The 13,504-nt window shown below is 60.1% G+C and carries 8 protein-coding genes; 4 read left to right on the top strand and 4 right to left on the bottom strand.

Annotation, left to right across the window (positions count from 1 at the left end; genetic code table 11):
* The first annotated feature begins 72 nt into the window (after positions 1–72).
* Entirely contained in the window at positions 73–1,263 is a 1,191-nt protein-coding gene (locus tag CYR52_RS09130; RefSeq protein ID WP_101828470.1) for a nicotinamide mononucleotide deamidase-related protein YfaY, read from the top strand.
* Between the two features lie 102 nt (positions 1,264–1,365).
* Positions 1,366–2,436: a lytic murein transglycosylase B gene (mltB, locus tag CYR52_RS09125; RefSeq protein ID WP_101828469.1), complete on the top strand. Its 1,071-nt coding sequence runs from the start codon at positions 1,366–1,368 to the stop codon at positions 2,434–2,436.
* Between the two features lie 81 nt (positions 2,437–2,517).
* On the opposite strand, the gene yfaE is transcribed toward mltB, so the two are convergent.
* The 4 genes from yfaE to ubiG all read right to left on the bottom strand — a co-directional run bounded on the left by yfaE (position 2,518) and on the right by ubiG (position 7,502).
* Positions 2,518–2,799, bottom strand: a complete 282-nt coding sequence (gene yfaE, locus CYR52_RS09120; protein ID WP_072930488.1) for a class I ribonucleotide reductase maintenance protein YfaE — start codon at positions 2,797–2,799, stop codon at positions 2,518–2,520.
* Position 2,800: 1 nt separating this feature from the next.
* Positions 2,801–3,931, bottom strand: coding sequence for a class Ia ribonucleoside-diphosphate reductase subunit beta (nrdB, locus tag CYR52_RS09115; protein WP_072930486.1), 1,131 nt, complete (start codon positions 3,929–3,931; stop codon positions 2,801–2,803).
* A gap of 53 nt (positions 3,932–3,984) precedes the next feature.
* A complete protein-coding gene (nrdA, locus tag CYR52_RS09110) occupies positions 3,985–6,270 on the bottom strand; it encodes a class 1a ribonucleoside-diphosphate reductase subunit alpha (RefSeq protein WP_101828468.1) in 2,286 nt (761 codons plus the stop codon).
* 491 nt (positions 6,271–6,761) lie between these two features.
* Entirely contained in the window at positions 6,762–7,502 is a 741-nt protein-coding gene (gene ubiG, locus CYR52_RS09105) for a bifunctional 2-polyprenyl-6-hydroxyphenol methylase/3-demethylubiquinol 3-O-methyltransferase UbiG (RefSeq protein ID WP_101828467.1), read from the bottom strand.
* Positions 7,503–7,722: 220 nt separating this feature from the next.
* Between ubiG and gyrA the strand changes: the two genes are divergently transcribed.
* Positions 7,723–10,374: a DNA topoisomerase (ATP-hydrolyzing) subunit A gene (gyrA, locus tag CYR52_RS09100; RefSeq protein ID WP_072930480.1), complete on the top strand. Its 2,652-nt coding sequence runs from the start codon at positions 7,723–7,725 to the stop codon at positions 10,372–10,374.
* Between the two features lie 145 nt (positions 10,375–10,519).
* On the top strand, positions 10,520–13,456 hold the full coding sequence (gene rcsC / locus CYR52_RS09095) for a two-component system sensor histidine kinase RcsC (protein WP_072930478.1): 2,937 nt from the start codon (positions 10,520–10,522) through the stop codon (positions 13,454–13,456).
* Positions 13,457–13,504 lie beyond the last annotated feature (48 nt).

Below are 13,504 nucleotides of genomic sequence, written 5' to 3'. Positions count from 1 at the left end.
TATCCCCGGTGGATTGTAATCACCGCGCGGGCTTCCTACTCTGTAAAGCATATTAATGCGCAGGAGAGAGAGATGCTTAGGGTTGAGATGCTCAGTACCGGTGATGAAGTGCTGCACGGCCAGATCACCGACACCAATGCCGCCTGGCTGGCGGATACCCTGTTTAACGAAGGATTCCCGCTCACCAGCCGTGAAACGGTAGGCGATGAGCTGTCGGCGCTGGTGGCGGTGTTGCAGGAGCGCAGCCAGATTGCCGATGTGTTGATTGTGAACGGCGGGCTGGGGCCGACCAGTGACGATTTAAGCGCGCTGGCAGCAGCCACGACGGCCGGGGTGGAGCTGGTGGAACATGCCGGTTGGATCGCACGTATGGAGGCATTTTTTGCCGGGCGCGGCCGGGAGATGGCCCCGGCGAACCGTAAACAGGCGCTGATCCCGGCCACGGCTGAGATGCTGGACAACCCGGTCGGCACCGCCTGTGGTTTCAGCCTGCGCCTGAACCGCTGTTGGCTGTTCTTTACGCCGGGCGTGCCGTCCGAATTCAAGGTGATGGTGCAGCAGCAGATTGTGCCGCGCCTGCGGCAACAGTTCCCGCAGGCCGAGCCGCCGCTCTGCCTGCGCCTGACCACCTTTGGCCGCGGCGAAAGCGATCTGGCTTCCGAGCTGGACGGCCTGGCGCTGCCGGAAGGCGTGGTGATGGGTTACCGCTCCTCCGCCCCGATTATTGAGCTGAAGCTCACCGGCCCGCGCGCGCAGCAGGCCGCGATGCACCAGGCGTGGGAGCGGGTGCGGGAAGTCGCGGGCGAAAGCACGCTGTTTGAGGGCACCGGCGGCCTGCCGTCACGGCTGGCTGAACAGATGCTGACCCAGGCGCTGCGTGTGTCGCTGAGTGAGCAGTTTACCGCCGGGCTTATCAGCTGGCGGCTACAGGGCGGCGGGGTGCCGCTGGCGGCCGGTGAGGTGTTGCCGGAAAGTGATGACACCCTGGACGCGCTGCTGGGCCGTGCGCAGGATTTGGCTGAGCAGCAGGGCGCACCGCTGGCGCTGGCGGTCGGCTCACTGCGTGAGGGCGAAATCAGCCTGGCGCTGCATACCCCGGCCGGCACCCGCGGCCAGACCCTGCGCTACAGCGCGAAACACCACAGCACGGTGCTGCAACAGGAAACCATCGCCATGGTGGCGATGGACATGTTGCGCCGTTACCTCAACGGCTGGCCGCCGGTGGGCCACTACCCGTGGATGACGCGGCTGGCGGAAGTCTGATCGCGCTATTTTTCACGCGGTGCGCCGGTGGCTGTTCCCGGCGCACCGGGCGATGTTTTATGATGTCGCTCTTTTCTTTTTCTCTGGCTGTATGGAAACCTGATGCGTCACCTTGCTGCACTTTTGCCCGTATGTCTTTTGCTCTCCGCCTGTAGCAGTAAACCCAAGCCCGCTGATCTCACTGCCCAGCCGTCGCCGGCTCACAGCGGTTTCCTGCTGGAACCGGCCCACAACATCCACCCGCTGACCGGGGATTTCGCCAACAACCCGGCCACTGAACGCTTCATCGACAAAATGGTGCGCGAGCACGGTTTTGACCGCCAGCAACTGCACGATGTGCTGGCGCAGACCAAACAGCTCGATTACGTGCTGCGTCTGATGAACCAGCAAGCCCCGACGCCCGGCCAGCGCCCCAGCGGCCCGAACGGCGCCTGGCTGCGCTACAGCAAAAAATTCATCACGCCGGATAACGTGCAAAACGGCGTGGTGTTCTGGAACCAGCATGAGCAGGCGCTGCGGCGTGCCTATGCCACCTATGGCGTGCCGCCGGAAATTATCGTCGGCATCATCGGCGTGGAGACGCGCTGGGGCCGGGTGATGGGCAAAACGCGGATCATCGACGCGCTGGCGACGCTGGCCTTCGCCTACCCGCGCCGCGCCGAGTACTTCACCGGCGAGCTGGAAACCTTCCTGCTGATGGCGCGCAGCGAAGGGGATGACCCGCTCTCCCTGCGCGGCTCCTTTGCCGGGGCGATGGGCTACGGCCAGTTTATGCCGTCCTCGTTCAAGGATTACGCGGTGGATTTCAACGGTGACGACCACGTCAACCTGTGGGACCCGGAAGACGCCATCGGCAGCGTTGCCAACTATTTCAAAGCGCACGGCTGGGTGAAAGACCAGACGGTGGCCGTCCCGGCCAGCGGGCAGGCACCGCTGATGCAGCAGGGCTTCACCACCAAATATACCGTGGGCGCGCTGAGCGCCGCCGGGCTGCGGCCGTTAAGCCCGCTGAATGATGACCAGCAGGTGAGCCTGCTGCGTCTGGACGTCGGCACCGGCTACCAGTACTGGTACGGGCTGCCGAACTTCTACGTGATCACCCGTTACAACCACAGCACCCACTACGCGATGGCGGTGTGGCAACTGGGTGTGGCGGTGAGCCGCGCGCGGTAAGTGCCGGAAGGGTGGGATCGCCGGAAGGGTGAAATAAAAAAAACGGGCTGAAAATTCAGCCCGTTTTTTTATGCGCGTCGGTCAGATATCGATCTCAATATCTTCCTGCGGCAGGCAGCAGCAGGGCAGGATCTCGCCCTGCTGGATAAAGGCCAGCGGCGTCTGGTGGTAACTGACGCTGCCTTTGAGCAGCCGCACGCGGCAGGCACCGCAATAGCCTTCGCGGCACTGGTACTCGACCTCAAGCTGGTGGGTTTCCAGCAGCTCCAGCAGGCAACGGTGTTCCGGCGCGCAGGGGAGTTGCGCGCCGCTGCTGCGCAGCAGAATGGTGTGGCCGCCGCGCGTCAGGGAGTCGCCGGCCATATCAGAGCTGGAAGTCGCTCAGGTCGTCGGCATTGACTTCAGAGTCAATCTGGCCGACCAGATAGGAGCTGACTTCCACTTCCTGCGGCGCGACCTGCACGTTGTCCGACACCAGCCAGCTGTTGATCCACGGGATCGGGTTGGAGCGGGTTTTGAACGGCAGATCCAGCCCTACCGCCTGCATACGGATGTTGGTGATGTACTCCACATACTGGCAGAGGATGTCTTTGTTCAGGCCAATCATCGAGCCGTCACGGAACAGGTATTCCGCCCACTCTTTCTCCTGCTGCGCCGCCAGCACGAACAGGTCATAGCTCTGCTGCTGGCACTCTTTGGCGATCTCCGCCATCTCCGGGTCATCCGCGCCGGAGCGCATCAGGTTGATGATGTGCTGGGTGCCGGTCAGGTGCAGCGCCTCATCACGCGCAATCAGGCGGATGATTTTGGCGTTGCCTTCCATCAGCTCGCGCTCGGCGAAGGCAAAGGAGCAGGCAAAGCTGACGTAGAAGCGGATCGCTTCCAGCGCGTTGACGCTCATCACGCAGAGGTAGAGCTTCTTCTTCAGCTCATGCAGGCTCACCTCAATGGTTTCGCCGTTGACCTGGTGGGTGCCTTCACCCAGCAGGTTGTAGTAACCGCTCAGGGTGATCAGCTCATCGTAGTAACCGGAGATGTCCTTGGCGCGCTTCAGGATCTCTTCATTGGTCACGATGTCATCAAACACCAGCGCCGGATCGTTAACGATGTTGCGGATGATGTGGGTGTAAGAGCGCGAGTGGATCGTCTCAGAGAAAGACCAGGTCTCAATCCAGGTTTCCAGCTCCGGGATGGAGATCAGCGGCAGCAGCGCCACGTTCGGGCTGCGCCCCTGGATCGAGTCCAGCAGCGTCTGGTACTTCAGGTTGCTGAGGAAAATGTGCTTCTCATGGTCCGGCAGGGCCTGGAAGTCGATGCGGTCGCGCGAGACGTCCACCTCTTCCGGGCGCCAGAAGAAGGAGAGCTGCTTCTCGATCAGTTTCTCAAAGATCGCGTGTTTCTGCTGGTCAAAGCGGGCAACGTTCACCGGCTGGCCGAAGAACATCGGCTCCAGCAGCTGGTTGTTTTTAGTCTGGGAAAACGTGGTATAGGCCATAATGCAAATCCTGTCTGTCAGCAGGGGCCGGGCATCCACCCGGCCCCGCTGTGTTAAATCTTGCAGGCGCCGCTTTCGCAGCCGTCATCCTGAATCGACGGGGCCAGGTCATCCTGGGCATCTTCCGCGCCATCACGGGTGTTTTGGTAGTAGAGGGTTTTCACGCCGAACTTGTAGGCGGTGAGCAGGTCTTTCAGCAGCTGCTTCATCGGCACCTTGTTGCCCGCGAAACGTGACGGGTCATAGTTGGTGTTGGATGAGATCGCCTGATCGATGAACTTCTGCATCACGCCGACCAGTTGCAGGTAACCGTCATTGTTCGGCATTTCCCACAGCAGCTCATAGGCGTCTTTCAGGCGCTCATACTCCGGCACCACCTGGCGCAGGATGCCGTCTTTCGACTGCTTGATGCTGACGTGGCCGCGCGGCGGCTCAATGCCGTTGGTGGCGTTGGAGATCTGCGACGAGGTCTCGGACGGCATCAACGCAGAGAGCGTGGAGTTACGCAGGCCGAACTCTTTGATGTCGGCACGCAGGCTGTCCCAGTCGAGGTGCAGCGGCTCGCTGCAGACCGTGTCCAGGTCACGCTTGTAGGTGTCGACCGGCATGATGCCCTGGGCATAGGTGGTTTCGTTGAACCACGGGCAGGCACCTTGCTCTTTCGCCAGGTTGTTCGAGGCTTTCAGCAGGTAGTACTGGATCGCCTCAAAGGTGCGGTGCGTCAGGTTGTTGGCGCTGCCGTCAGAGTAACGCACGCCGTTTTTCGCCAGGTAGTAGGCGTAGTTGATGACGCCGATGCCCAGGGTACGGCGGCCCATCGCGCCGCGTTTGGCGGCCGGGATCGGGTAGTCCTGGTAATCCAGCAGCGCATCGAGGGCGCGCACGGCCAGCGTCGCCAGCTCTTCCAGGTCGTCCAGGCTCTCAATCGCGCCCAGGTTGAAGGCGGAGAGGGTGCACAGGGCGATTTCGCCGTTCTCGTCGTTGACGTCTTCCAGCGGTTTGGTCGGCAGCGCAATCTCCAGGCAGAGGTTGGACTGGCGCACCGGGGCGATGGCCGGGTCAAACGGGCTGTGGGTGTTGCAGTGGTCCACGTTCTGGATGTAGATACGGCCGGTGGAGGCGCGCTCCTGCATCATCAGGGAGAACAGCTCGACCGCTTTGATGCGCTGCTTGCGGATGCTCTCATCCTGCTCATATTTGGTGTACAGGCGCTCAAATTCGTCCTGATCGGCGAAGAAGGCGTCATACAGCCCCGGCACGTCAGACGGGCTGAACAGGGTGATGTCTTCGTTTTTCACCAGGCGCTGGTACATCAGCTTGTTGAGCTGCACGCCGTAGTCCATGTGGCGCACGCGGTTGCCTTCCACGCCGCGGTTGTTTTTCAGCACCAGCAGGCTTTCCACTTCCAGGTGCCACATCGGGTAGAACAGGGTGGCCGCACCGCCGCGCACGCCGCCCTGCGAACAGGATTTCACTGCGGTCTGGAAGTGCTTATAGAACGGGATACAGCCGGTGTGGAAGGCTTCGCCGCCACGGATCGGGCTGCCCAGCGCACGGATACGCCCGGCGTTGATGCCGATGCCGGCACGCTGGGAGACATATTTCACAATGGCGCTGGAGGTGGCGTTGATGGAGTCGAGGCTGTCGCCGCACTCAATCAGCACGCAGGAGCTGAACTGACGGGTTGGGGTACGCACGCCGGACATGATCGGGGTCGGCAGTGAGATTTTGAACGTCGAGATCGCATCATAGAAGCGCTTGATGTAATCAAGGCGCGTCTCACGCGGGTAGTTGGAGAACAGGCACGCCGCCACCAGGATGTAGAGGAACTGGGCGCTCTCGTAGATCTCGCCGGTCACACGGTTCTGTACCAGGTACTTGCCTTCAAGCTGCTTCACGGCCGCGTAGGAGAAGCTCATGTCGCGCCAGTGGTCGATAAAGCTGTCCATCTGCTCGAACTCTTCAGCCGTGTAGTCTTCCAGCAGATGTTTATCGTATTTGCCCAGGTCAATCATCCGGCTCACGTGCTCAAGCAGTTTTGGCGGCTCAAACTGGCCGTAAGCTTTCTTGCGCAGGTGGAAAATGGCCAGGCGGGCAGCCAGGTACTGGTAGTCCGGCGCGTCACGCGAGATCAGGTCCGCGGCGGCTTTGATGATGGTTTCATGGATGTCGGCGGTTTTGATGCCGTCATAAAACTGGATGTGGGAACGCAGTTCTACCTGGGAAACGGAGACGTTTTGCAGCCCTTCCGCGGCCCAGTCAATGACACGGTGGATTTTATCAAGATTGATGCGTTCTTTGCGGCCATCACGTTTAGTAACAAGCAGACTCTGGTTCATGGGGTGCGTACCTTAAAGGTTTATAAACGGCCAGCGCCGCACCGCGCAGCACAGTGCGCAGCAGCAAACGAAGTATAGGCAGTTGGTCAGGATATAAACACAATATATTGTGGGTGTCGTCAGTTCGGCTAACAAGATAGTGTCAGTTCAGTGAATTGACAAGGGGACAAAACCACGGGAGATTGTGGATAACTTGGGGGTTAAAATGTGAAGCAACGGTGAAACGCCCAGCAGCGCTGGCGTGGCTGCGCTGTCAATATCTTCGATAGGAAATTCTTATATTTTTTCAAAACTTGATCGACTGCTGATTTATTAAACGTTAGAAAAAATCGCTATATTGATGTGGTTTACTATTCTAAAAATGCGTATTTCTGCAACGGCGCGTGCCAAATGCCTAAAAATAAAGATTTATTCGGATATGCCGCCCGCCGGGCTGCGGTAATTCCTAAAAAAGCGCTGGCGGTACGGCATGAAATATGGCAGAGCGCCGGTCAGACCGGGGCCGGGTACTGGGTGTGCACCATGTAGTTGACGTCCACATTCGGTGCCAGCCTGAAGTGGTTGGTCAGCGGGTTGTAATGCAGCCCGATGATGTGGCGCTCCACCAGCGGCGTATGGTCTACCCAGTGCAGCAGCTCAGACGGTTTGATGAACTTTTTGATGTCGTGCGTGCCTTTCGGCACCATCTTCAGCACATATTCCGCGCCGACAATCGCCATCAGCCAGGCTTTATTGTTGCGGTTCAGGGTGGAGAAGAAGACATGGCCGCCCGGTTTCACCAGTTTCGCGCAGGCGATCACCACCGAGGCCGGGTCCGGCACGTGCTCCAGCATCTCCATACAGGTCACCACGTCATACTGCTGCGGGTTGGCTTCGGCGTGCGCCTCGACCGTCTCCTGCACGTAATTGAGCGTGACGCCCGCTTCCAGCGCATGCAGGCGCGCCACCTGTAACGGCTCGGCACCCATGTCCAGCCCGGTGACGTCCGCGCCCTCGCGCGCCATGCTTTCCGCCAGGATGCCGCCGCCGCAGCCGACATCCAGCACTTTCTTGCCGAAAATGCCGTCAGCGCGGGTGATGATGTAATTCAGGCGCAGCGGGTTGATGCGGTGCAGCGGCTTGAATTCCCCTTCCAGGTCCCACCAGCGTGAGGCCACGGCCTCAAATTTGGCGATCTCGTTCTGGTCAACGTTTTGTGGCGCAGCGGCCTGTGCAGACAGATGTTCATTCATCGGCTTTATCACTCCTTAAACCTCAATATTCCGGATTATACATATTACTGCGGCGCGGCGGCAGATTTGTGGCGCGCCCCCTGCACCGGAAAGGCATGAAAACCGGGGCATAATGGTGCCTTTGTTTCCCACGAATGGGCGGTTTGTGGTATAGTTTTACACCTTTGCCTATCCACAGGCAGCGGGCAGATGAACCATTCAGTAGAGGGATAGCAGCTCCATGAGCGACCTTGCCAGAGAAATCACACCGGTCAACATCGAAGAAGAGCTCAAGAGCTCGTATCTGGATTACGCCATGTCCGTTATCGTCGGGCGTGCGCTTCCGGATGTGCGCGATGGGTTGAAACCGGTGCACCGCCGCGTACTGTACGCAATGAATGTTCTGGGTAACGACTGGAATAAAGCCTATAAGAAATCGGCCCGTGTGGTCGGTGACGTCATCGGTAAATACCACCCGCATGGCGACACTGCGGTCTATGACACCATCGTCCGTATGGCGCAGCCGTTCTCGCTGCGCTACATGCTGGTTGACGGCCAGGGCAACTTCGGCTCGATCGACGGCGACTCCGCCGCGGCGATGCGTTACACCGAAGTGCGCATGTCGAAGATTGCCCATGAATTGCTGGCGGATCTCGAAAAAGAGACGGTCGACTTCGTCCCGAACTATGACGGCACCGAGCAGATCCCGGCCGTGATGCCGACCAAAATCCCGAACCTGCTGGTTAACGGCTCGTCCGGGATCGCCGTGGGCATGGCCACCAACATCCCGCCGCACAACCTGGCGGAAGTGATCAACGGCTGCCTGGCCTACATTGACGATGAGAACATCAGCGTTGAAGGGCTGATGGAACACATCCCTGGGCCGGATTTCCCGACCGCCGCGATCATCAATGGCCGCCGCGGCATTGAAGAGGCGTACCGCACCGGGCGCGGTAAAATCTATATCCGCGCGCGCGCGGAAGTGGAAGCGGACGCCAAAACCGGCCGCGAAACCATTATCGTTCACGAGATCCCGTATCAGGTGAACAAAGCGCGGCTGATCGAAAAAATCGCCGAGCTGGTGAAAGAGAAGCGCGTCGAGGGCATCAGCGCCCTGCGTGATGAGTCCGACAAAGACGGCATGCGCATCGTCATCGAGATCAAACGTGACGCCGTCGGGGAAGTGGTGCTGAACAACCTCTACTCCCTGACCCAGTTGCAGGTGTCGTTCGGCATCAACATGGTGGCACTGCACCAGGGGCAGCCGAAGATCCTCGGCCTCAAGGACATCTTGTCCGCCTTTGTGCGCCACCGCCGTGAAGTGGTGACGCGCCGTACCATCTTTGAACTGCGCAAAGCGCGTGACCGCGCCCACATCCTGGAAGCGTTGGCGATTGCGCTGGCCAACATCGACCCGATCATTGAACTGATCCGCCAGGCACCGTCGCCGGCCGAGGCGAAAGCCGCGCTGGTGGCCCACCCGTGGTCGCTGGGCAACGTCGCGGAGATGCTCTCCCGTGCCGGTGACAACGCGGCCCGCCCGGAGTGGCTGGAGCCGGAGTTCGGCATCCGTGACGGCAAATACTTCCTGACCGAGCAGCAAGCCCAGGCGATTCTGGACCTGCGCCTGCAAAAACTCACCGGTCTGGAGCATGAGAAGCTGCTGGATGAGTACAAAGAGCTGCTCAACCAGATCGCTGAACTGATCTTTATCCTGGAAAACCCTGACCGGCTGATGGAAGTCATCCGTGAAGAGCTGATTGCGATAAGAGAGCAGTACAACGACGCGCGCCGTACCGAAATCACCGCCAACACGGCGGACATCAACATCGAAGACCTGATCAACCAGGAAGATGTGGTCGTGACGCTGTCGCACCAGGGCTATGTGAAGTACCAGCCGCTGACCGACTATGAAGCCCAGCGCCGCGGCGGGAAAGGCAAATCCGCCGCCCGTATCAAGGAAGAGGACTTCATCGACCGGTTGCTGGTGGCGAACACCCACGACACCATCCTCTGCTTCTCCAGCCGGGGCCGTCTCTACTGGATGAAGGTTTACCAGTTGCCGGAAGCCAGCCGCGGCGCTCGTGGCCGGCCGATCGTCAACCTGCTGCCGCTGGAGCCGAACGAACGCATCACGGCGATCCTGCCGGTGCGGGAGTACGAAGAGGGGCGTTACGTCTTTATGGCGACCGCCAGCGGCACGGTGAAGAAAACCGAGCTGACCGAGTTCAGCCGTCCGCGCAGTGCGGGCATCATCGCGGTGAACCTGAACGAGGGCGACGAGCTGATTGGCGTTGACCTGACGGACGGCAGCAACGAAGTGATGCTGTTCTCCGCCGCCGGGAAAGTGGTGCGCTTCAACGAGAGCGCCGTGCGTAAAATGGGCCGTACGGCGGCCGGTGTGCGCGGCATCCGTCTGGCAGAAACCGACAGCGTGGTGTCACTGATTGTGCCGCGCGGCGAGGGGGATATCCTCACCGTCACGCAGAACGGTTTCGGCAAGCGTACCGCTGCCGCCGAGTACCCGACCAAATCCCGTGCCACGCAGGGCGTGATCTCCATCAAGGTCAGCGAGCGTAACGGGCCGGTGGTCGGCGCGGTGCAGGTGGATACCAGCGACCAGATCATGATGATCACCGATGCCGGCACGCTGGTGCGTACCCGCGTCTCCGAAGTCAGCATCGTGGGCCGTAACACCCAGGGCGTCACATTGATCCGCACCGCGGAAGATGAAAATGTGGTTGGCCTGCAACGTGTGGCGGAACCGGTGGAAGACGAGGAGCTGGACGGCGTGGTCGCCGTGGAAGGCGAACTGCCGGTCGACGAGGGTGAGCCGGACGAGGCAGAACCCGACGACGCCGATGACGTGGAAGACGAGGGTGACGACGCCTGATGGCGTGACGACACCGGGCGGCGGAGCCTCTCCCCGCCCATGCATCTTGAAGCCAGCCTGCGGGCTGGCTTTTTTATGGCGGATCGGTAGTGTATTCTGTTCGCTGCCTGCCCTGATTAGCCTGACACATTAAGATGGTATCCGATTGAAATATCTGGCTTCGTTCCGCACAACGCTGAAAATTTCCCGTTACTTGTTCCGGGTGCTGGCCATTATGCTCTGGTCGCTGGGCGCGTTGCTGACTACCTTTTACATCCTGAATATCTTCCACGAAAAAGAGTCGCAAATCCGCCAGGAGTATTACCTCAACTACGATCAGGCCCAGAGTTACTTCCGCCATTCGGCGGACATCATGCGCGATATCCGCTATATGGCGGAGAACCGCCTCAGCGGCGCGGTCAACGGCCTCGACATCCTGAACGGGGTGTTTGCCGGGAAAACCAACCAGCCGCGCATCTACCCGCTGTTCAGTGATTCCGACTGTGCCCAGCTCAACGGTGACTACCGCAACTCGCTCCAGTCGCTGAGCAACACCGTGCATTACTGGAAAGATAATTTCTCCGCCGCCTATGACCTGAACCGGGTGTTCTTCATCGGCGGCGACAGCCTCTGCATGGCCGATTTCAACATCAACAACACCACGCGGCCCATCGACCACGAAAATGTGCTGAAATCGCTGCATGAGCGCATCCTGAAATTCCGCAATGCCAAGAACAAAGAGAAAGACAACAACCTTTACTGGGTCAGCCCCGGCCCGCGCGCCGACGTCGGCTACCTCTATGTGCTGGCACCGATCTACGTGGGCAACAAACTCGAGGCGCTGATCGGTATCGAGCAGATCCTGCGGCTGGAAGATTTCTCCAGCCCGAGCGCCCTGCCGATTGGCGTCACGCTGCTGGGGCCGTCCAACGAGCCGCTGCTGCGCTTCAGCGAAGGGGAGCGCTACATCTCGATGCTGGGCCGCTACCCGGACGCCGCCAGCTACTTTGGCTACGTGAACGGGTATAACGACCTGATCATGAAAAAGAGCCTGCAACCGTCGACGCTCAGCATTGTCTACTCGCTGCCGGTGCGCACCCTGCTGGACCGCTTTAAAATCCTGATCCTCAACGCCTTCCTGCTGAACATCTTCTCGGCGATCCTGCTGTTCACGCTGGCGTGGCTGTTTGAGCGCAAAATGTTCTTCCCGGCGGAAGAGAACGCCTTCCGGCTGGAGGAGAACGAGCAGTTCAACCACAAAATTGTGGCGTCGGCACCGGTCGGCATCTCTATTTTGCGCATCAGTGACGGCGTGAACATCCTCAGTAATGAGCTGGCGCATAACTATATCAACATGCTGACCCACGAGGATCGCCAGCGCATCACGCGCATCATCTGCGATCAGCAGGTTAACTTTGTGGATGTGATCACCAGCAATAACAACAACCTGCAACTGAGCTTTGTGCATTCGCGCTACCGCAACGAGGACGTGGCGATCTGCGTGCTGGTGGACGTCAGCGCGCGCGTGAAGATGGAAGAGTCGTTGCAGGAGATGGCCAACGCCGCCGAGCAGGCGAGCCAGTCGAAATCGATGTTCCTGGCCACCGTCAGCCATGAGCTGCGCACGCCGCTGTACGGCATCATCGGCAACCTGGATCTGTTGCAGACCAAAGGGCTGCCGGAAGGCGTTGACCGGCTGGTCACGGCGATGAACAACTCCTCCGGCCTGCTGCTGAAAATCATCAGCGACATCCTCGACTTCTCGAAGATTGAGTCTGAACAGCTGAAGATTGAGCCGCGCGAGTTCTCCTGCCGGGAAGTGATTACCCACATCGCCGGCAACTATTTGCCGCTGGTGGTGAAAAAGCGCCTGGGCCTCTACTGCTTTATCGAGCACGATGTGCCGGAGTTCCTCTCCGGTGACCCGGTGCGGTTACAGCAGGTGCTCTCCAACATCCTCAATAACGCGATCAAATTCACCGATACCGGCTGCATCGTGCTTCATGCCTGCACGCGGGATAACTACCTGGAGTTCCGCGTGCGGGATACCGGCGTCGGTATCCCGGCGAAAGAGATCCCGCGGCTGTTTGACCCGTTCTTCCAGGTCGGCACCGGCGTGCAGCGCCACTTCCAGGGCACCGGGCTGGGGCTGGCGATCTGTGAGAAGCTGATCAACCTGATGGATGGTGACATCGGCGTGGAGTCGGAGCCGGGGCTGGGCAGCCTGTTCACCGTGCGCCTGCCGATGTACGACGCCAAATTCGCCACGCCGCCGGACGGCACCTTGTGGCAGGGGAAACGCATTATCCTGTCTGTGCGCAATGCGCGGCTGGAGGACTACCTGGAGCCGATGCTGAAACAGCACGGGGCGGACGTGGTGCGCTACCAGCCGGGCATGATCACCTATGAAAGTGACATCCTGCTTGCTGACTATGCGCTGAACCATCCGCTGTCATTGCTGGCGCAGATTGAGTTTTCCCTGGAGCACATCGGCCCGCCGGTGGAGACGCGCCCAGGCTACTGGCTGCACAGCACCTCGACCCCGCTGGAGCTGACCAGCCTGTTCAACCGCCTCTACCAGCTGGACGAGGGCAACGCGCGCGCGATGCTGCAACTGCCGGTGGTCAACACCGAAGCGCAGCAGGCGAACCATGAAATCCAGTTGCTGGTGGTGGATGACCACCCGATCAACCGCCGCCTGCTGGCCGACCAGCTCGGCTCGCTCGGTTACCAGATCCTGACCGCCAACGACGGGCTGGACGCGCTGGAGGTGATGCGCTGCAACACCATTGATATTGTGCTGACGGACGTCAACATGCCGAAAATGGACGGCTACCGCCTGACGCAGCGCCTGCGGCAGATGGACTACATCCGGCCGGTGATCGGCGTTACCGCCAACGCGCTGGCAGAAGAGAAGCAGCGCTGTATTGAAGCGGGCATGGACAACTGCCTCTCCAAACCGGTGACCCTCGACACCCTGCGCACCACGCTTGCGTACTACAGCGCGCGTACCCGCCAGATCCGCCAGGCTGAACAGCGCGCCCGCGAACGCGCCGAACGCGAAGCCGCTGACGCAGAGCAGGGCGGTGACGTCCCGGCGTGATGCCGCCTGCCACCGCGATCAACGCACCATAAAAAAAGCGCCCATTGG

This window comes from Chimaeribacter arupi, from assembly GCF_002858805.1.
In the GTDB taxonomy this organism is placed as follows: Bacteria; Pseudomonadota; Gammaproteobacteria; order Enterobacterales; family Enterobacteriaceae; genus Chimaeribacter; species Chimaeribacter arupi.
This window is presented reverse-complemented; position numbering and strand designations above follow the sequence as displayed.